21 protein-coding genes are annotated in these 18,475 nt (G+C 52.0%); 19 read left to right on the top strand and 2 right to left on the bottom strand.

Annotated features, from left to right (window positions below):
- Positions 1-37 precede the first annotated feature (37 nt).
- Genes ACO0LH_RS21055 through ACO0LH_RS21140 form a run of 18 tightly spaced genes read left to right on the top strand, consistent with a single transcriptional unit; the run spans position 38 to position 16,343 of the window.
- Positions 38-775, top strand: coding sequence for a beta-ketoacyl synthase chain length factor (locus tag ACO0LH_RS21055; RefSeq protein WP_422943089.1), 738 nt, complete (start codon positions 38-40; stop codon positions 773-775).
- The gene (locus tag ACO0LH_RS21060; protein WP_422943090.1) at positions 768-1,541 is read left to right on the top strand and encodes a lysophospholipid acyltransferase family protein; all 774 of its coding nucleotides are present in this window, start codon (positions 768-770) and stop codon (positions 1,539-1,541) included. The genes ACO0LH_RS21055 and ACO0LH_RS21060 overlap by 8 nt, the downstream gene beginning before the upstream one ends.
- The gene (locus tag ACO0LH_RS21065) at positions 1,534-1,788 is read left to right on the top strand and encodes a phosphopantetheine-binding protein (RefSeq protein ID WP_422943091.1); all 255 of its coding nucleotides are present in this window, start codon (positions 1,534-1,536) and stop codon (positions 1,786-1,788) included. The genes ACO0LH_RS21060 and ACO0LH_RS21065 overlap by 8 nt, the downstream gene beginning before the upstream one ends.
- A gap of 29 nt (positions 1,789-1,817) precedes the next feature.
- Entirely contained in the window at positions 1,818-2,063 is a 246-nt protein-coding gene (locus tag ACO0LH_RS21070) for an acyl carrier protein (RefSeq protein WP_422943119.1), read from the top strand.
- A gap of 47 nt (positions 2,064-2,110) precedes the next feature.
- Complete coding sequence (locus ACO0LH_RS21075; protein WP_422943092.1) at positions 2,111-2,623, top strand: hypothetical protein; 513 nt, start codon at positions 2,111-2,113, stop codon at positions 2,621-2,623.
- A complete protein-coding gene (locus ACO0LH_RS21080; RefSeq protein ID WP_422943093.1) occupies positions 2,616-4,355 on the top strand; it encodes an AMP-binding protein in 1,740 nt (579 codons plus the stop codon). The genes ACO0LH_RS21075 and ACO0LH_RS21080 overlap by 8 nt, the downstream gene beginning before the upstream one ends.
- Entirely contained in the window at positions 4,349-5,428 is a 1,080-nt protein-coding gene (locus ACO0LH_RS21085) for a class I SAM-dependent methyltransferase (protein ID WP_422943094.1), read from the top strand. The genes ACO0LH_RS21080 and ACO0LH_RS21085 overlap by 7 nt, the downstream gene beginning before the upstream one ends.
- A gap of 1 nt (position 5,429) precedes the next feature.
- Complete coding sequence (locus ACO0LH_RS21090) at positions 5,430-6,197, top strand: glycosyltransferase family 2 protein (RefSeq protein ID WP_422943095.1); 768 nt, start codon at positions 5,430-5,432, stop codon at positions 6,195-6,197.
- Entirely contained in the window at positions 6,194-7,150 is a 957-nt protein-coding gene (locus ACO0LH_RS21095) for an acyltransferase (RefSeq protein WP_422943096.1), read from the top strand. Before ACO0LH_RS21090 ends, ACO0LH_RS21095 begins: the two co-directional genes overlap by 4 nt.
- On the top strand, positions 7,137-8,693 hold the full coding sequence (locus tag ACO0LH_RS21100; RefSeq protein ID WP_422943097.1) for an HAL/PAL/TAL family ammonia-lyase: 1,557 nt from the start codon (positions 7,137-7,139) through the stop codon (positions 8,691-8,693). Before ACO0LH_RS21095 ends, ACO0LH_RS21100 begins: the two co-directional genes overlap by 14 nt.
- A complete protein-coding gene (locus tag ACO0LH_RS21105; protein WP_422943098.1) occupies positions 8,686-9,129 on the top strand; it encodes an acyl-CoA thioesterase in 444 nt (147 codons plus the stop codon). Before ACO0LH_RS21100 ends, ACO0LH_RS21105 begins: the two co-directional genes overlap by 8 nt.
- A complete protein-coding gene (locus ACO0LH_RS21110; protein WP_422943099.1) occupies positions 9,126-9,743 on the top strand; it encodes a LolA family protein in 618 nt (205 codons plus the stop codon). Before ACO0LH_RS21105 ends, ACO0LH_RS21110 begins: the two co-directional genes overlap by 4 nt.
- A gap of 34 nt (positions 9,744-9,777) precedes the next feature.
- Entirely contained in the window at positions 9,778-12,165 is a 2,388-nt protein-coding gene (locus tag ACO0LH_RS21115; protein WP_422943100.1) for an MMPL family transporter, read from the top strand.
- Positions 12,149-12,700 carry a DUF3261 domain-containing protein gene (locus tag ACO0LH_RS21120; protein WP_422943101.1) on the top strand — a complete coding sequence of 184 codons (552 nt, stop codon included), beginning with the start codon at positions 12,149-12,151 and terminating at the stop codon, positions 12,698-12,700. Before ACO0LH_RS21115 ends, ACO0LH_RS21120 begins: the two co-directional genes overlap by 17 nt.
- A 16-nt stretch (positions 12,701-12,716) precedes the next feature.
- Positions 12,717-13,913 carry a beta-ketoacyl-ACP synthase gene (locus ACO0LH_RS21125; RefSeq protein ID WP_422943102.1) on the top strand — a complete coding sequence of 399 codons (1,197 nt, stop codon included), beginning with the start codon at positions 12,717-12,719 and terminating at the stop codon, positions 13,911-13,913.
- A 2-nt stretch (positions 13,914-13,915) separates the two neighbouring features.
- Complete coding sequence (locus tag ACO0LH_RS21130) at positions 13,916-14,383, top strand: 3-hydroxylacyl-ACP dehydratase (RefSeq protein ID WP_422943120.1); 468 nt, start codon at positions 13,916-13,918, stop codon at positions 14,381-14,383.
- On the top strand, positions 14,383-15,108 hold the full coding sequence (locus tag ACO0LH_RS21135; protein WP_422943103.1) for a 3-ketoacyl-ACP reductase FabG2: 726 nt from the start codon (positions 14,383-14,385) through the stop codon (positions 15,106-15,108). The genes ACO0LH_RS21130 and ACO0LH_RS21135 overlap by 1 nt, the downstream gene beginning before the upstream one ends.
- Entirely contained in the window at positions 15,105-16,343 is a 1,239-nt protein-coding gene (locus tag ACO0LH_RS21140) for a beta-ketoacyl-ACP synthase (RefSeq protein WP_422943104.1), read from the top strand. Before ACO0LH_RS21135 ends, ACO0LH_RS21140 begins: the two co-directional genes overlap by 4 nt.
- On the opposite strand, the gene ACO0LH_RS21145 is transcribed toward ACO0LH_RS21140, so the two are convergent.
- On the bottom strand, positions 16,317-16,619 hold the full coding sequence (locus ACO0LH_RS21145; protein WP_422943105.1) for a hypothetical protein: 303 nt from the start codon (positions 16,617-16,619) through the stop codon (positions 16,317-16,319). The genes ACO0LH_RS21140 and ACO0LH_RS21145 overlap by 27 nt on opposite strands.
- On the opposite strand from ACO0LH_RS21145, the gene ACO0LH_RS21150 reads away from it, so the two are divergent.
- Entirely contained in the window at positions 16,618-17,046 is a 429-nt protein-coding gene (locus tag ACO0LH_RS21150) for a hypothetical protein (RefSeq protein WP_422943106.1), read from the top strand. The two genes, ACO0LH_RS21145 and ACO0LH_RS21150, sit on opposite strands and share 2 nt — an antisense overlap.
- 58 nt (positions 17,047-17,104) lie before the next feature.
- Here the strand turns inward: ACO0LH_RS21150 and ACO0LH_RS21155 are convergent, their stop codons facing one another.
- Positions 17,105-18,061 (bottom strand): polysaccharide deacetylase family protein, encoded by a 957-nt coding sequence (locus tag ACO0LH_RS21155; protein ID WP_422943107.1) that lies wholly within the window; start codon positions 18,059-18,061, stop codon positions 17,105-17,107.
- Positions 18,062-18,475: the final 414 nt, after the last annotated feature.

The following is an 18,475-nucleotide window of genomic DNA, read 5'->3' on the forward strand; positions in this document are numbered from 1 at the left end:
GCTGTTCAGTATCAGTGCTTAGTGGAAAATTAAAATAATGCGTGTGAATGGGGTTCGTTTTTCAATTGCCAGTCATGCTGCCTGGGCACCAGGGGTAAATACAACAGAAGCTTGGAAGGAATGGGCGCAAGCACCTTTCCCGTTTGCGGGAGGCGCTGACCCGCTTGTCACTGCAATGCCAGCGATGCTGCGCAGGCGTGCAGGTTTTCTTGGCAAAATGGCACTTGAAGTTGCCTATCAGTGTCTGGATGGGCGTACCGGTGTACCCACCGTATTTTGTTCACGTCATGGTGAGGTGGCACGCGCTGTTGATCTGATTTCAGAATTGGTAGAGCAACAATCTGTGTCGCCAACCGGTTTTGGTTTGGCTGTGCACAATGCCAGTGCTGGCTTGTTTTCTATTGCGCGTAAAGATCAGGCAAATCATATAGCGCTGGCAGCCGGGGACGGGACCATAGAGCATGCAGTCATCGAAGCCTGTGGTTTATTGGCGGAAGGCGAACCTATGGTATTGCTGGTTGCCTATGATAATACCTTGCCAGATGTCTTTAGCCAGTTCAAGGAAGGAAATGAGCAGGCTTATGCCTGGGCCTGGTTGATGGTGCCAGAACAGGCTGATGTGATTGAATTGAGTTGCCTGTCGTCTGATGGGGTGATGCAGGGCAATGCTGCCATGGCAGCAGGGCTGGAAGTCTTGCGCTTTCAACTGAGTGGGCAGACATTGCTGGAACGTGTGGCAGGGCAGCGCTGCTGGCGATGGTCAAGACATGCTTGACCGACTCGGGCGGTATTGGCGTGTCCTGGCTACGGGCATCAGTTTTACTGCCTTCGGTATTGGCGGCTTGCTATTGAGGGTGCTGGTTTTTCCAGTATTGCAATTGCTTGTCAGGCAAAAAAATCAGCGTATTGCCTGGTCACGCAGCATTATTCGTTGGGTTTTTCGTGGTTTTGTGGGGCTGATGCGTTTGCTTGGGGTTTTACGTTACGAAATCGTCGGGAGTGAAAAGCTCGAGCGCAAGGGGTTGCTGATACTGGCGAATCATCCGACTTTGATTGACACCGTATTTTTGATGGCATTTGTGAAACACGCAGATTGCATAGTCAAAAGCAATTTGTGGAATAACCCGTTTACCCGTGGGCCGGTGAGGGCAGCAGGCTACATCAGTAATGAACAAGGTACGGAATTGCTGGAAGCCTGTATCGCTACCCTGCGTGCAGGGAATAACCTGATCATTTTTCCTGAGGGGACGCGCACTCCGGCAGATGGCGTGATCAGCATGAAACGTGGCGCCGCAAATATTGCAGTGCGTGGCATCTGCAATGTGACGCCAGTAGTGATAAGTTGCGATCCGCCCACCTTGGGTAAAGGCGAAAAGTGGTGGCGGGTACCGCCGCATTTTGCAAGGTTCCGGATAGAAGTGAAAGAAGACATTCCCATCCAGCGTTTTATTGGTGCTGGTGAATCAGATGTCATGGCAGCCCGTCATTTGACGGAGTATCTGCAAAATTATTTTACCGAAGAAAGTCAACATTATGCTTGAGCAAGAAGTAAAAGAATTGATCATAGAAGTGTTGCAGCTGGAAGACATTACCCCCGCTGATATAGATAGCAATGCGCCTTTGTTCGTAGAAGGGCTGGGTCTTGATTCTATTGATGCGCTGGAACTCGGCGTGGCATTGCAAAAGCGTTATGGCATTTCACTGTCGGCAGATTCAGAAGATACACGCCGTCATTTTGCGTCGGTGAACGCACTTGCTGCATTAATTGAAGCAAATAGAAAGAAGTAAGGGAGCTGGTGATGGTAGTTGTAAGTGCAATGAGTAAGGACGAGCTTTTTGTGTGGGTAACAGAGCTGTTGGCCGATATGTTTGAGCTGGATAAATCTTCGCTGACGCTGGAGTCGAATCTTTATGCCGATCTGGATATCGACAGTATTGACGCGGTCGATCTGGCGGTGAAGTTGAAACAAATGACAGGCATGCGTTTACAACCTGAAGTGTTCAAGAAAATCCGCACTATTGGTGATGTGATTGATGCGCTTGTCGACCTGCCTGCGGAGTAATCAGCATCATTCGCGTAATTTTGACCGCAGTGGCGGTCATTCTGACTGTGTTATACCCGCTCGTGATCTGGTATGGTCAGGGGCAGGTGGAGCCGCGCTGGCTCGCAGGTCTGTTGCTACTGGCTGCCGCTAGCAGAATACCAACTTTTAAGGTCAGTACGGTTGCACGCTGGTTCATGCTGTGTGCCTTATTGCTGGCCGCCTGTGCCGTGTGGGCAAATGCCTTGTTGCCGTTGAAATTGTATCCAGTGCTGGTCAATGCGGTGTTGCTGAGTGTATTTGGCTTTAGTCTTGCCGTACCACCTTCAATGGTGGAACGTTTTGCGCGTTTGCGTGAACCTGATTTGCCAGATGTCGCAATTGCCTACACGCGTCGTGTGACGCAAGTCTGGTGCGCCTTCTTTATCATCAATGGTGCCCTCGCTCTCTCTACCGCCTTGTGGGCGTCTGAAGCGGTCTGGTCACTTTATACAGGCGTCATTGCCTACCTCTTGATGGGTTTGCTGTTTGGTATTGAATACCTGGTACGCCTGCGCTTTAAACGACTTCACCATGTCTGATTTTTATCCCGATCCTTGCCAGGCATTGGCCTCCCGTTCAGCGCAGAATGTCATGGGCTGGAATGCGTCAGGCCCTGTCTTAAAGACAATGTTTTTACAGCGTATGGCCGCGTGGGACAGTCTGCTGCAAAATATTGCCGGAGATAATCTGGCATTGTATATGGATGATAGTCTGGAATTTGCCGCCGCCTTGTTTGCTGCATGGCAGCTAAAAAAAACGGTATGGCTGACCGCTGACACCTTGCCTGCCACTTGCCAGGTATTGCATAAAACCGTCGATGCATTTCTGGGTAATTTCCCGGATGCATATCAGCCCTTGCAGGCCGCAGCGCAGTCAAGCAGGCTGGCCATCCCTGGCAAGCTTGATCCTCAATTTATCGGGCTGGTTGTGCATACTTCCGGCAGTACGGGTGTCGCCCAGGCTATACCCAAAAAATTGTCGCAATTGTTCAGTGAAGTTGCCAGCCTGGAACAGGTATTCGGCGCACGGGTTGGTCATGCCAGCATCGCGGCAACGGTTTCTCATCAGCATATTTATGGCTTGTTATTCAAGGTATTGTGGCCACTGATGGCAGGCCGCCCAGTCCACGCGCTGAGTTTGAATTTTCCTGAGCAATTTACCCAAGTGCTGGCGCAAGGCGAATCTGTTTTGATCGCCAGCCCGGCACATCTGAAACGCCTGCCGGAACATCTGGACTGGCAGTCAGTCAGGAAAAACGTACGCGCCGTATTTTCATCTGGTGGCCCATTGGCGCCTGAAACCGCCTTTGCGGTCGGTGAATTATTGGGAAAAATCCCACTTGAAGTTTACGGAAGCTCTGAAACTGGCGGCATTGCCTGGCGGCAGCGCCAGCACGGTGCAGTGGATGCCTGGGACGCCTTGCCCAATGTGATTTTGCGTATTGCGCAGGATCAGGGTTTGCTGGAAGTGCGTTCCCCTCATCTGCAAAATACAGAATGGTTACGCCTTGCCGACAAAGCGCAGATGACTGAACATGGTCGCCTTCTATTACTGGGGCGCAGTGACCGTATCGTCAAGATAGAAGAAAAACGCATTTCACTCGATGCCATGGAGATGGCATTGCTGGCTTCAGATCTGGTCAGCGAAGTCAGAGTTATTGCGGATCATGCTGATACCGGACAAAGGCAGAAACTGACAGCCTTCGTCGTCACTTCAGAAAAAGGTGCCGCAATCTTTTCGGACGAGGGGAAGTACGCCTTCAACCAGCGTTTGCGGGCGATACTGGCGGGCGTTGTCGAAGCTATCGCTTTACCGCGACGCTGGCGCTTTCTTGAGCAGATACCCGTCAATGCACAAGGTAAAACCAGTCATGTGCAATTGCTTGCTTTGCTCAATGAAGAGGCGGATCCGCGGCCACGTTTGCCACGCCTGCGCTTGCTGGAACAAACACCACTGCGGGTGATGTTTGAATTGATAGTGCCAGCCTCGCTGTTTTATTTTGATGGGCATTTCAACGTGGCACCGGTTTTGCCTGGCGTTGTACAGGTCGATTGGGTTATTCGTTTTGCCAGGCAATACCTGGACTTGCCACCTGTATTTCTGGGTATTCACGCCTTAAAATTCCAGCATGTGATTCATGCGGAAAGCCCGGTCATGCTGGAACTTATTCATGACGTAGCGAAAAGTAGTTTGCAGTTCCGTTATTTTTCCGACGCCGGGCAGCATGCCGGTGGACGCATCTTGTTTGCCAACGAAAAGACCACATGCTAGATAAGAAGTTTTCCCCTGAGCGCCAGAGCGCGTTCGCAGCCCGTTTTGAAGCGCAAAAAATCGCCTTCGGCCCTGTGGTCTTCCAATGTGTGCGTTATGCATGGAAACGCGGCATGCTGCAAGCACTGGCAGATGCTGGTGGCACCGGGTTGACGGTCACTGACATGGCTGAAACTGGCAAATGGACAGAATACGCCCTGAAAGTAGTGCTTGAAACCTGCCTGTCGGCAGGCGTCGTTTATCTGAGTGCGGGTCGTTATGTCATCGATAAAACGGGCTATTGTGTGCTGACTGATGCCATTACCCAGATCAACCTTGATTTTAATCATGACGTCTGTTACGAAGGCTTGTTCAAGCTGGATCAGTCTCTTGACCAGGAAAAACCGCTTGGTCTGACAGCATTTGGCAACTGGGCTACCTTGTATCAGGGGTTGTCGCAATTACCTGAACCCGCCAAGACCAGCTGGTTTGCTTTCGATCATCATTATTCCGACACATCCTTCCCGACGATTTTGCCTGATGTGTTTGCTACAGCACCACGCCGCCTGATGGATATAGGCGCTAATACTGGCAAGTTCAGTTGTGCAGCGCTGGCCTATAACCCCAGTGTAGAAATGCATCTGGTTGATTTGCCGCGGCAGTTGACCGTTGCAGAAGATAATTTGCAAAAAGCCGGTGTACACGAAAGAGCGAGTTTTCATGGCATCGATTTGCTCGATAAAGAAGCCGCTTTGCCTGCAGACATGGATCTGATCTGGATGAGCCAGTTCCTTAGCTGTTTCTCTGAACCGGCAATTGCGAGTATCTTGCAACGTGCATCTGAGGCATTGGCGACAAACGGTCAACTGCTGATCATGGATACTTTCTGGGATCGCCAGCGTTACGATATCGCTGCTTTTTGTCTCATCAACACTTCCCCATATTTCACTGCGATGGCCAGTGGTAACAGCAAGATTTATGAGAGCGCCGATTACATACGCATGGCCGAAGCGGCGGGGTTGCAATTATTAACGGCACGTGACGATATCGGTTATTGCCATTCATTGCTGCGTTTTGCCAAGGCAGGTAAGTAAATTGTTTAAACCCTGTGTCCTCATCCCCGTTTATAACCACGAGCACGCGATTGCCATGGTGGTTGATGGCATATTGACGCATGATGTCAATTGCATACTAGTCGATGACGGCAGTTCAGACGCTTGCGCCAAAGTACTCGATGAGCTAATTGCAACGCGGCCAGCACGTCTGCACTTGCTGCGCCATGCGCACAATCAGGGTAAAGGAGCCGCAGTCATGACCGGATTTGCTTATGCTGCAAAAACGGCTTACACGCATGTGCTGCAAATTGATGCCGATGGTCAGCACCGTGTGACCGACATTCCACATTTTCTGGCACAGGCAGCAGCGCATCCGCAGGCAGTGATCGTTGGTTATCCGGTCTATGATGAAAGCGTGCCCGCATTGCGCCTGTACGCGCGTTACCTGACGCATGTGTGGGTATGGATCAATACGCTGTCGTTCGCCATACGGGATTCCATGTGTGGCTTTCGTGTTTATCCTGTTGCGGCTGTCATGGCATTGATGGCGAAGCAGAGGATAGGCCGGCGCATGAATTTTGATACAGACATCCTGGTCAGGTTGTACTGGCAAGGGCTGGCGATGGTTAATCTGCCGACCCGTGTGGGTTATCCTGCGGATGGCGTATCGCATTTCCGCGTCTGGCGCGACAATGTGCTCATTACCGGCATGCATACCAGATTGTTCTTCGGCATGTTGCTGCGTTTGCCCAACCTTCTGGCGCGGAACTGGCGTGAGTCAGGCAAGTCGCAAAGGGATGGCAAATGACCACCAGGCCAGATACCTCACGTCACTGGGCGAATATCAACGAAGTCAGTTTCGTGGCAGGTATGCGCCTGTTATTTTGGATATTCCGCCTGTTCGGGCGCTGGCCGTTTCGCATTATTCTGTATCCCGTACTGGTCTGGTACGTACTTGCACAAGGTGCGGCAAGACGTGCTTCCATCGCCTATTTGCAGCGCATGCGCGCCTACGTGCCAGTAACTATAGGCTGGCGCGGCGTCATCAAACATTTTGCTGCGTTTGCCGAAAATATACTCGACAAGATGTTGCTGTGGGGTGGCCTGTTCAAGACCGGACAGGTACGTTACGAAGGCCAGGCGTATATGCATGAACAGGTCATGGCAGGGCGGGGTGGCCTGTTGATTTGTTCGCATGTCGGCAATCTGGAGATGTGCCGTGTGTTATCGCGCAATTTCCCTGAGGTCAAATTGACGGTGCTGGTTCATACCAAGCATGCACAGGCATTTAATCGCATGCTGGGACAGCTTGATCCCGCCAGCCAGATGGATTTATTGCAGGTGACCGAAATGACCCCGGCCACTGCCATGCTACTGGCAGACAAAATTGCTGCGGGTGGATTTGTCGTTATCGCCGGTGACCGTATTCCCGTAGCGCCACAGCCTCGCGTTGCGTATGCGCAGTTTCTAGGCCGCGAAGCAGCCTTCCCGGTTGGCCCGTATGTACTGGCGAGTATTTTGCAGTGTCCGGTATATCTGCTGTTTTCGCTGCAAATCAACGATATGCCGCATGTATGCTTTGAGCTTTTGCAAGAGTCAGTCAGACTGCCACGCAAGGGGCGCGATGATGCGCTGAAAGACCTGGTGGCTGCTTATGCTGCACGCCTCGAACATTATTGCCTGCGCGCCCCTTTGCAATGGTTTAATTTTTACGATTTCTGGCATTTACCTCATTTGGAAAAAACTGATGCATCCCGCTGACACCAATACCAGACTGCGCACTGTCCAATTTGACCGTGACAGGCTCAGCATAGAAGATATCGTCGATATCGCCAAGGGCAGGGCAACAGCAGAACTGTCTGCCGACCCCGCGTTTCGTGCGGCTATTGCCCGTGGCGCAGATTTCCTTGACCGCCTGTTGCGTGAAGACGGCACTATCTATGGTGTGACTACCGGTTATGGCGATTCCTGTACGGTGACAGTTCCGGCTGACCTGGTCGGTGAATTGCCACATCATTTGTATACCTATCATGGCTGCGGCCTGGGCGAATACCTGAGCCCGGCGCAAACGCGTGCGGTGATGGCGACACGCCTGGCGTCTTTGTCCAAGGGGTTTTCCGGCGTCAGCGTAGAGTTGCTGGAACAGATAGCGCGTTTACTTGATGCTGGTTTGTTACCCCTGATTCCTTCTGAAGGCTCGGTGGGGGCCAGTGGAGATTTAACCCCGCTGTCTTACCTTGCTGCTGTTCTTTGTGGGGAGCGTGAAGTCTGGCGCAATGGCATGCAGGTGCCTGCCGCTCAGGCACTGCACGAGGCCGGTATCAAACCCCTGCGTCTGCGCCCTAAAGAAGGTTTGGCAATCATGAACGGTACGGCTGTCATGACAGCCCTGGCTTGTCTGGCTTATGATCGTGCCAGTTATCTGGTGAAACTGACAACGTGTATCACCGCCATGGCATCGGTTACGCTGGACGGCAATGCACACCACTTTGATGAAGTGCTGTTCTCAGTCAAGCCGCATGCCGGTATGCAGTGCGTCGCAGCATGGCTGCGTGCAGACTTGCCAGCCGGCGAGGCTGAACGTAATGGCAAGCGTTTGCAGGATCGTTACTCCATCCGTTGCGCGCCGCATGTGATAGGCGTATTGGCCGATGCCTTGCCTTTCTTTCGCCAGGCAATTGAAAATGAATTGAACAGCGCCAACGATAATCCCATCATTGATGCCGACAATGAACGTGTTTTACATGGCGGACATTTTTATGGTGGCCATATCGCTTTTGCCATGGATGGCATGAAAAACGCTGTTGCCAACCTGGCTGATTTACTAGACCGCCAGATGGCCTTGCTGGTCGACAGCCGTTACAACCACGGCTTGCCAGCGAATCTGTCAGGCATGGAAGGGCCACGTGCCGCCATTAATCATGGCCTGAAAGCATTGCAGATCAGCGCTTCTGCCTGGACAGCCGAAGCCTTGAAACTGACCATGCCTGCATCGGTATTTTCACGTTCGACCGAATGCCATAACCAGGACAAGGTCAGCATGGGCACCATTGCCGCCCGTGACTGCCTGCGCGTGCTCGAACTGACAGAACAAGTGGTCGCCGCCCTGCTGATTACGGTACGCCAGGGCGTATGGCTGCGCGCGCGATTGAACCCTGAACTGCGATTGTCAACAGCCTTGCAACAAATGATGCATTCCCTGGAAACCGATATCGCTGTAGTACAGGAAGACCGTCGCCTGGAACCGGATTTGCGCCTGATGCTTGAACGCATACGCGAACAAGACTGGATGTTGTATGCGTAAAGTGAACAAGAATGCCGCAAGCAGCCGCTGGTTTGCTGAAACTGAGATGCTGGTACAGTTCTTTGACCTTGATCCGATGGAAATCGTCTGGCATGGCAACTACGTCAAATACCTGGAAGTCGTGCGCTGTACCTTGCTCGACAAGATTCAGTATAACTATGTACAGATGAAGCAGTCGGGTTATGCCTGGCCAGTCATCGATATGCAGTTGCGCTATGTTGCACCAGCCAGTTTTGGCCAGCGCCTGACATTGCGTGCAGAAATTGTGGAATGGGAAAACCGCCTGAAAATAGATTACCTGATCACCGATGCGGCCAGCGGCAAGCGTTTGACACGTGCCACTACGACCCAGGTCGCTGTTGATATCGCCAGCGGGGAAATGTGTTTTGTTTCGCCGCCAGTCTTGTTTGAAAAATTGGGAGTACCTGCACCATGAAACGTTTTTTTATCGCGCTGAGCATTACTGCTGTCGCCGCATTGCACAGTGTGAATGCCATTGCAGCGGCTGCCCCCATCGCAAAAATCCAGGGCATGCTGGCCAAGCCTGCAGTTTTATGTGGGCGTTTCGACCAGACCAAGCAGCTGACAGGCATGAAAAAGCCTCTGGCATCGAATGGCCGTTTTTGTGTGGTCAACGGCAAAGGCGTGTTATGGCGTACCTTGCAACCCTTTCCAAATACCCTGCGTCTGACACGCGACGAAATTGTGCATCTGCAAGGCGAACGCGTGGCGATGCGGCTGGATGCGCAGAAAGAACCTGCTGTGCGCATGATTAACAGTGTGCTGTTTTCCTTGTTGTCTGGTGATTTGAGCAAACTCGAAACCCTGTTTGAAGTCGATGGCACTGCCGATGTCTCCAGCTGGAAAGTCAGCCTGAAAGCAAAAGAAGCCGCACTGGCGAAAGCCATTGGTGCCATTTCGCTTGATGGTGGTTTGTACGTCAAGAATATCCATATCGACGATGCCAGCGGTGACCGTACCAGCATCGTATTTTCAGATATCAAGACAGGCGAGACTGCCATTACGGCGGAAGAGCTGGCACTGTTCTGATATATAAAATAATAAGATTTCAATAGCAGGGATGATGAGCGCAGGTATTCCAACAACGAAACGGTTTAAATCAAGCCTGGCAATTGCCTGGGCGCTGGTGGTCTGCCTGCTGCTTGCGCATAATGCTTATCTGTGGCTGGGCAAACGCATTACACCTGATACCGACATTCTGGCGTTGTTGCCCGTGCAGGAACGTGACGCGGTATTGCAGCAGTCTTTCGCCCACATGGTGGATACAGCACAGCAGCGCGTCATTATCTTGCTGGGCGCACCCGACTGGGAGCAGGCAAAACGTGCCGCCGATGCCTATCAAGCCGTACTGGCAACTCGCCGTGATTTGTTGGTGTCGACGACTATCAATGACCAGACTCAAAGCGACTGGCTGTCGACCTTTCAGAAAAATAGCCTGGGTTTGCTGACCGCGCAACAGGAATTGCAATTGCGTACTGAAACACCGCAATTCTGGACAGATATCGCGCTGGCAAAAATCTATGGTGCATTTTCAGGCCCCAAGCTGGGCGCATTCCAGGATGATCCATTTAGCCTGTTCAGTGGCTGGATACAGGAAAGGGCGCAGGAAACCCCAGTACGTCCACGTGATGGGCATCTTTTCGTTGCCGATGCTGAACGCCAGTATGTCTTGCTGCCTTTAACTTTAAAACCACCAGCTTTTTCACTGAGCGCGCAAGAGGCCGCATTGCCTTTGCTAAACAGGGCTGCCGATGCCGCCAGGCAGGCTGTCCCATCAGTACAAATCATCAGTGCTGGCGTGATCCTGCACGCAGCTGCAGCCGGGCAACAGGCGGCGTCGGAAATGTCCACTATCGGTGTTGGTTCCTTGATTGGTATCATTTTATTGATGTGGCTGAGCTTTCGCTCGCTGAAACCGATCGCCTTAATTTTGCTGTCTATCGGCGTCGGCTTTCTTGGTGCGCTGTCGATGTGCTGGATTTTGTTTGGCGGCATTCATCTGCTGACGCTGGTATTTGGCGCGAGCCTGATCGGTGTCGCGCAAGATTATGGTATTTATTTTTTGTGTAACCGTCTCAGTGCCGACTCCCAGCAAAGTTCACCCCAACTGCTGAAACGCCTGATGCCCGGCCTGTGCCTGACTTTGCTGGCGGCCGTCATTGGTTATCTGGGCCTGGGTATGACACCTTTCCCTGGCTTGCGGCATATGGCGGCTTTTTCGGCGCTGGGTCTGGTGTTTGCGTGGTTGACAGTGGTTTGCTGGTTCCCGCAACTGATCAGCGCGAGCAGCCTGAAAAGTGGCAGACTGGTGGCAGTCTATAGTGCGGCCTTATTGCACTGGCCGCGATTAGGGTTCAATCGCCGCAGCATGGCAACAATTACGGTTTTCATTGTATTTGCTGTATTTGGCTGTTCCCGCTTGGGTGTGAATGATGATATCCGCCTGTTGCAAACGCCGCCCAAACAACTGGTCAGCGATCAGATCAAGTTGGGTAAATTGCTGGATGCACCAACACCAGTCCAATATTTTCTGGTGCGAGGTAAAAGCGCTGAAATCGTCCTGCAAAGAGAAGAGGCATTGAAGCGCAAGCTTGATCCTTTGGTTATACGCCATATTATTTCCGGCTATCAGGCGCTGTCGAACTGGATACCTTCAGCACAATTGCAGAAGGCGCATCAGCAACTGATATACGAAAAACTGCTCGCAGATGGTGGGCCTTTGTCCATGCTGGCCAGTAAGGTGGAAGAAGATACAAGTTGGTCCGCTGGCATTCGTACCCACCTAAAGCAATTAACCAGCAACATGACGGTCGATGATTTCCTGAAAACACCGGCAGGTGAGCCTTGGCGCCACTTATGGCTGGGGCAGATTGGCAACGAGCATGCCAGCATCGTCGCCTTGCGCGGCCTTGCTTATGGTGCCGACAATTTTACGGCTTTGCAGCAGGCCGGCCATGGCCTAGAAGGAGTACAGTGGGTCGACAAGGTCAATGAAATATCTTCCGTGCTGGGGCGTTACCGCAGCTATATGGGCTGGGTGATCATGGCAGCCTACCTGGTCGTATTTGCGCTATTGAGTCCACGCTATCGTGGCAATGCGTGGCGGGTGCTGGCACCTACCATGTTTGCCAGCATAGCTACATTGTCATTGCTGGGTCTGGCCGGACAAAACCTGCAACTATTTCATGTGCTGGCACTGATGCTGTTGCTGGGAGTCGGCGTCGATTATGGTATTTTCATGCAGGAGCATCCAGACCGTCGCAATGCGACACCGTGGCTGGCAGTTGGTTTGTCGGCTGCCAATACCATACTGTCGTTCGGCCTGCTGGGCTTGAGCCATACGCCAGCCTTGCAGGCTTTTGGCCTGACCATGCTGATCGGTACCGGCCTGGTGTGGCTGATCGTCCCTTGTTTCACCTCTTCAGAAAGTAAGCATGCGCAAACCTCTTAAATTATTTATCCGTGGTTTGCTGATTCCTTTATTGTTAAGCGCCTGTGCCAGTGTTCCGCCCGCTAATTCTGCAAGGCTGGGTCTGATGCTGGCGCCGTCGGCGCTGGGTGATACTTTCAGTGTGCAGCAACATCTGAAAGTGGAAAGAAATGGCCGTATTGATGAACTGGATGCTGCGCTGGAAGTTGATCCCGCGCACCTCGAACTGGTGGGTCTGGCATTTGGCCAGCGCGTTTTGAGCCTTAGCTATGATGGGAAAGAATTGAAATCCTGGCGGCATGTCATGCTGCCGGCACAGGTAAAAGCTGAAGACGTGCTGGAGGACATGCAACTGAGCCTGTGGCCGGTAGAGGCCATTGCCATGGCATTACCAGAAGGCTGGCGTATAGAAGAACAAGGCCTGCACCGCACCTTGTATCTGGCTGAGAATGTGGTCGCGACCATTGATTACAGTGGTTTGCCACGCTGGAGTGGGACGGTGGTCTTGAATAATTTGCGCTACCACTACCGCCTGACCATACAGTCAGCATCCTGATCGCTTATTTGTCACTATGAAGATGTATTTAAATCACTGCGGTATTGTGTGCGCCCTGGGCGATAATCATCACGATATCAAGCAACACCTGCTGCATGAAGCCAGTACCGGCGTGCTGCCGACCGATGCCTGGTCTCCAGGCCGCGTCCTGCCTTTGGGCGAAGTTAGCAGCCCATTGCCGGATGTCAGTCACTTGCCCATAAGCATGCATAGCCGCAATAATCAGCTGGCACTGGCAGCGCTGGCGCAGATCAGGACAGCTGTCGATAATGTCGTTGCCCGTTTTGGTGCTGACCGCGTCGGTATTGTCATCGGCACCAGTACATCCGGCATTGCCAACACAGAAACCGCTTTGCGTGAATATAGCGAGCAGGGGCATTTGCCAGCATCGTTTCATTATGCCCAGCAAGAGATGTCGTCGCCAGCAGAAATGCTGGCTTTTGAACTGGGCATCAGCGGCCCGGCTTATGTGCATTCCAGCGCCTGCTCGTCCAGTGCAAAAGCGATGGCAAGTGCTGCACGACTCATTAAAATGGGTTTGTGTGATGCTGTATTGACTGGTGGCGTGGATACGCTGTGTGCGTTTACTGTCGCAGGGTTTTCTGCGCTGGAATCGGTCAGTGCTGAACGATGTAACCCCTTAAGCGCCAACCGCAATGGTATTAATATCGGCGAAGGTGCGGCTTTCTTCCTGATGACTGCGGAACCGGTAGACCGTGGCGCAAACATCATGTTATGCGGCTGGGGTGAATCTTCGGATGGCCATCATATTTCTGCGCCTGACCCTGCTGGCGGCGGCGCACGTCTGGCGATCGCGCAGGCATTGCAACGTGCGGGTATTGCCGCATCGGACATTGACTATATCAATCTGCATGGCACTGCCACCCTGCAAAATGATGCGATGGAGGCACGGGTGATTCACGATTTGTTTGGTGATACCGTGCCAGTCAGTTCCACCAAACCCTTTACCGGGCATACGCTTGGCGCTGCTGCCGCGATAGAAGCGGCCTTGTGCTGGCTGGCGATGCAGGACGATAATGCACAGGGTTGCCTGCCACCTCATTTGTGGGACGGCATTGCTGATGCTCAATTACCAGTCTTATGTCTGGCGACAAGCAGCAAGCCTTTGGGACGCCCATTGCGCTGGGCACTGAGTAACTCCTTTGCCTTTGGTGGATCGAATGCAACCCTGATATTGGGACGGGCAGTATGAATATGATAAACGCATCAAGCCTGCCACCGGTACGTGAACTGGTTCCGCATGATGGCGACATGGTCTTGCTCGACCGCCTGCTTGCAGCCGACGATGAAACCCTGTGTGCAGAAGTAGCAATACAGGCAGATACGCTTTTTTGCGATGGGCAGGGTGTAGGTTCCTGGGTCGGTATCGAATACATGGCGCAGGCCATTGCTGCCCATGCAGGCTATCTGGCCAGCCTGCGTGGTGAACCTGTCAAAGTAGGTTTTTTGCTGGGGGCGCGTCGCTATGAATGCAGCCAGCCACTGTTTAAGCTGGGCAGTATATTGCATGTGCACGTGAAGCGTGCGCTGCAAGGTGACAATGGCCTCGGTGCTTTTGAATGCCACATTGATGATAGTGCCAGCGCCACGGTATTGGCAACCGCCACAGTCACGGTATTTCAGCCTGACAATGTGAAAGATTTTTTGCAACGGAGTTCGTAATGAGTATGAGTGTGTTGGTGACAGGATCGTCGCGGGGCATAGGCAAGGCAATTGCATTGCGCCTGGCCCGCGATGGCTACGATATCGTCTTGCATTGTCGCAGCCAGCGAGAAGAGGCTGAACTGGTCGCCACTGAAATTATTGCCATGGGCCAGCAGGCCCGGGTATTGCAATTTGATATCAGCGATCGCGAACAGGCCGCATCAACACTGCTGGCTGATATCGAACTGCATGGTTGCTACTACGGCGTCGTTTGCAATGCCGGTGTGGCACGGGATAATGCTTTTCCCGCCATGTCAGGCGAAGACTGGGACATTGTTTTGAATACCAATCTCGATGGTTTTTATAATGTGCTGAACCCTGTCGTCATGCCCATGGTGCAACGTCGCAAGCCAGGCCGCATCATTACCCTGGCTTCAGTTTCTGGCCTGATCGGTAATCGTGGACAGGTCAATTACAGTGCTGCCAAGGCAGGCATTATCGGCGCCACCAAGGCGCTCGCAATCGAATTGGCCAAGCGCGCTATTACTGTTAATTGCGTGGCGCCGGGCTTGATAGAAACCGATATGATCAGTGAAGTACCGATGGAAGAGGCATTGAAAATGATACCCGCACGCCGCGTTGGCAAGCCCGAAGAAGTGGCAGCCGTAGTCAGCTTCCTGATGCATGCAGATGCGGCTTATGTCACTCGGCAAGTGATTTCGGTCAATGGAGGCATGGCATGAGTCAGACCAACCGTCGTGTAGTCGTAACCGGCATGGCCGGTATCAGTCCCTTGGGTAATGACTGGGCCAGCATACGCAAGCAACTTGGTGAATACCGCAATGCCATCACCCGCATGCAGGAGTGGAGTGATTATGATGGTTTGAACACGCAACTCGGTGCGCCCGCTGCACCGTTTGAGTTGAATGAACGCTATAACCGCAAAGCCACACGCAGCATGGGCAGGGTGGCCTTGATGGCAACCCGTGCCAGTGAGATGGCGCTGGCGCATGCCGGCCTGCTTGAAGACTCGCTGCTTACCAGCGGGCAGATGGGTATTTCCTTCGGTTCGTCAGCGGGTACGCCCAGCGCCATAGGTGATTTCGGCCGCATGATGGAAGAACGTACGACCAAAGGCATCAATGCCACTACCTATATCAAGATGATGGCGCACACCGCGCCAGTCAACATAGGTGTGTTTTTTGGATTGACTGGCCGCGTGATTACAACATCATCGGCATGCACTTCGGGCAGTCAGGGCATAGGCTATGCGTATGAAGCCATACGCAGTGGCAAGCAAATTGCCATGATAGCCGGTGGCGCAGAAGAGTTATGTGCGACGGAAGCGGCGGTGTTCGATACCCTGTTTGCCACCAGCGTACGCAATGACCACCCTGGTGATACGCCACGGCCTTTTGACGCTGGCCGTGATGGCCTTGTCATCGGTGAAGGTGCTGGTTGCCTGATACTCGAAGAACTCGAACATGCCTTGGCCAGAGGTGCCGTCATCCATGCAGAACTGGTGGGCTTTGGTACCAATAGCGACGGTTGTCATGTGACGCAACCCAATGCCGAAACCATGAAAATTGCCATGCAACTGGCCCTGGCTGACGCAGAACTTGTGCCATCCGATATTGCTTATGTGAATGCGCATGGCACAGGTACACAACAGGGTGATATTGCCGAAAGCCAGGCAACCGCCCAGGTTTTCGGTAACCGCATCCCCATCAGTTCACTGAAAAGCTATATGGGCCACACCCTGGGTGCGTGCGGCGCACTGGAAGCCTGGATCAGCATAGAAATGATGCGCGAAGGCTGGTTTGCACCTACCATCAATTTGCAGGAACTTGATCCTCAATGTGCAGAACTTGATTATATCCGGGGCGAGGGCAGGGCGATTGACGGCGAATATGTGATGTCCAATAACTTTGCATTTGGCGGCATCAATACATCATTGATTTTTAAAAAATACCGGTGATTTAAATTTCAGGATTTTAGCCTGACGCGCTTTTATAAAGACACCTGATAGAAGCGTGAGAATGAAAGCCAAATTGATTTGCTTGTTTCCCCCCTTTTTTAATTTGACAGTATTCAAAATGAAGACAGTTGTAAAACTCGGGTTGTTATTGGCAACATTATTTTCACTGAGCTTGTTGCAAGAGTGTGCAACTTCGGTTAAGGCAACTTCACTGGAAAACCCTGCGCCAAAGGAAGCATTTTCTGCTTTCGGGCGCATACAGATAAAGACAGCCATGTTTAAAGACGGTTATGCAGGCGATATGTCCGGCTTGACCAAGATCAATGAGAATATTCAAAAAGACATGGCCAGTTACGTCGATACGTGGAACAAACGCCCCGACAATGGACGTACTCTGATCATAGAGCCTATCGTTGAGGAAATGCAATTCAAGCATGGTGCCAAACGTATTTTGCTGGGGCCATTGGCGGGCAGTTCAGGCGTGTTGCTGCGCTTGAAGATCACTGATGCAACTGGTGTAACGATAGCTTCCCCCGAATTCTTCCAGCGCGCCGGTGCCATGGCAGCAGGGTTCATATTCGGGGTGCATGATAACTTGATGCTTACCCGCGTCGCGAATCTGGCGACCGACTACATCATCGCCAACTACACTACGGCAAAAGGTGGGCCAACAGGTGCCGATGAAAAAGCACTGGCGCGCTAAAACGAATTCGATGCACAGGGCATTTCATAGAGACACGCAACTGTTGCAAACGGGTTCGTCAACTGAATAAACGCCAGAACCAGTTCCACATGCCAGGCAATTCCGGTGGATTGCCGGCATCTTTGATGACCCTCACCAGGGCTGCCCGCTCCAGTTCTTCGCGGTCATCATAAAAGGGTTTTTCGCTGGTCGGTATTTCCAGTTCTTTTGCCACATCCAAAAGAATTTCCAGGTACTCATCCATATGATTGGCGGTATAGGAATTGATGTCATGAAATGTGACGATAATGGGCGTTGCCCCGTCGACTGAGGGCATTTCATTCCGGCACCATTGTGGACGGACTGTCAGCAGCATCTTGCGCATATTGCGACGCTTGGTGAGACTGAAATTGATGCCGTAAATGATGCCATCATTCGCACTCAGATCCGTCAACAGCATTTGCAGGCCATGGCCGTGATAACTATCCAGTGTACGGGCATCATAATTCCAGAAAGGCGGACGCACCAGCTTTGGTGCAATGCCGGTCATACCCGTCAGGTCAGCGATACCCAGGTCCAGTGAGGTATCGAGTTGTCCTTCTTTCAGATAACGATGATTAGAGTGACGCGGTGTCGCAGTATGAAAAGCCAGCACATGGCCAGCCTCTACTTCGCGTTTCAGCATGCTCCTGCCAAATTCGGTGCCGCCACCATTCACTGCTCGGGTTTGCGTGAAAAAAATCGCTTTGATATCTTGCTGGAAACGGTTTTTCAGCAAAGTGCTCAGCACTTTTTCTGTCGGGTTATTCGGTTGTACCGCGCTTGGCCCATCATCGAAGGTCAGGACAAACCGGATAGGGGCAGGATTTGCCTCGCAGGTATTGGTAGCTGACGATACATTGCACAATCCCGCTATCAGCAGGAATAGCAGGCAAGAGGAGGGGGAATGTTTGTTATGGAAGCTAAACAAAGTCGGGATACGGGTTTTGCCAGAAAGGCATATTGTATCTGCCCTCCGTAAATTTTTCTTGTTCATTTCTGGCAGTATAAACAACGAAGGATTGGCTAATATGTTTAATGGTCTTTTTAGCATTTTTCGGTGCTATGATCTGTGATCATTGTCAGAAAATGTTAATTCTTATCAAATCTTTGCTATTAGTGATTAATGATCTGTCTTGCGAGTAAATCAATATTGACCTGTTAACCTCACATCGCTACTATTTGTAATAGTGTGTAACTAATGCAATTTCGTATTTTTGAATTAATTTCCCAGGACCCCAAATGGCCAACACAGCAGCTGACATCCAGAAGTTATACATCGCTTATTTCAACCGTCCAGCTGACCCGTTGGGTCTGGCCTATTGGGTAGCAAGCAATTCGTCTTTAAAAGACATCGCCCAAAGTTTCTCAGTGCAACCAGAATACGCAGCGACTTACGCGAATCTGACGA

Source organism: Undibacterium sp. TJN19 (assembly GCF_049339485.1).
Lineage (GTDB): Bacteria > Pseudomonadota > Gammaproteobacteria > Burkholderiales > Burkholderiaceae_D > Undibacterium.

What these genes read in the sequence shown, in the direction of transcription:
- ACO0LH_RS21120 (WP_422943101.1), top strand. Translation starts at nt 12,149, where the DNA reads ATGCGCAAACCTCTTAAATTATTTATCCGTGGTTTGCTGATTCCTTTA.
- ACO0LH_RS21095 (WP_422943096.1), top strand. Translation starts at nt 6,194, where the DNA reads ATGACCACCAGGCCAGATACCTCACGTCACTGGGCGAATATCAACGAA.
- ACO0LH_RS21105 (WP_422943098.1), top strand. Translation starts at nt 8,686, where the DNA reads ATGCGTAAAGTGAACAAGAATGCCGCAAGCAGCCGCTGGTTTGCTGAA.
- ACO0LH_RS21070 (WP_422943119.1), top strand. Translation starts at nt 1,818, where the DNA reads ATGAGTAAGGACGAGCTTTTTGTGTGGGTAACAGAGCTGTTGGCCGAT.
- ACO0LH_RS21140 (WP_422943104.1), top strand. Translation starts at nt 15,105, where the DNA reads ATGAGTCAGACCAACCGTCGTGTAGTCGTAACCGGCATGGCCGGTATC.
- ACO0LH_RS21065 (WP_422943091.1), top strand. Translation starts at nt 1,534, where the DNA reads ATGCTTGAGCAAGAAGTAAAAGAATTGATCATAGAAGTGTTGCAGCTG.
- ACO0LH_RS21135 (WP_422943103.1), top strand. Translation starts at nt 14,383, where the DNA reads ATGAGTATGAGTGTGTTGGTGACAGGATCGTCGCGGGGCATAGGCAAG.
- ACO0LH_RS21085 (WP_422943094.1), top strand. Translation starts at nt 4,349, where the DNA reads ATGCTAGATAAGAAGTTTTCCCCTGAGCGCCAGAGCGCGTTCGCAGCC.
- ACO0LH_RS21100 (WP_422943097.1), top strand. Translation starts at nt 7,137, where the DNA reads ATGCATCCCGCTGACACCAATACCAGACTGCGCACTGTCCAATTTGAC.
- ACO0LH_RS21130 (WP_422943120.1), top strand. Translation starts at nt 13,916, where the DNA reads ATGATAAACGCATCAAGCCTGCCACCGGTACGTGAACTGGTTCCGCAT.
- ACO0LH_RS21150 (WP_422943106.1), top strand. Translation starts at nt 16,618, where the DNA reads ATGTTTAAAGACGGTTATGCAGGCGATATGTCCGGCTTGACCAAGATC.
- ACO0LH_RS21145 (WP_422943105.1), bottom strand. Translation starts at nt 16,619, where the DNA reads ATGGCTGTCTTTATCTGTATGCGCCCGAAAGCAGAAAATGCTTCCTTT.
- ACO0LH_RS21080 (WP_422943093.1), top strand. Translation starts at nt 2,616, where the DNA reads ATGTCTGATTTTTATCCCGATCCTTGCCAGGCATTGGCCTCCCGTTCA.
- ACO0LH_RS21125 (WP_422943102.1), top strand. Translation starts at nt 12,717, where the DNA reads ATGAAGATGTATTTAAATCACTGCGGTATTGTGTGCGCCCTGGGCGAT.
- ACO0LH_RS21110 (WP_422943099.1), top strand. Translation starts at nt 9,126, where the DNA reads ATGAAACGTTTTTTTATCGCGCTGAGCATTACTGCTGTCGCCGCATTG.
- ACO0LH_RS21060 (WP_422943090.1), top strand. Translation starts at nt 768, where the DNA reads ATGCTTGACCGACTCGGGCGGTATTGGCGTGTCCTGGCTACGGGCATC.
- ACO0LH_RS21055 (WP_422943089.1), top strand. Translation starts at nt 38, where the DNA reads ATGCGTGTGAATGGGGTTCGTTTTTCAATTGCCAGTCATGCTGCCTGG.
- ACO0LH_RS21115 (WP_422943100.1), top strand. Translation starts at nt 9,778, where the DNA reads ATGAGCGCAGGTATTCCAACAACGAAACGGTTTAAATCAAGCCTGGCA.
- ACO0LH_RS21155 (WP_422943107.1), bottom strand. Translation starts at nt 18,061, where the DNA reads ATGAACAAGAAAAATTTACGGAGGGCAGATACAATATGCCTTTCTGGC.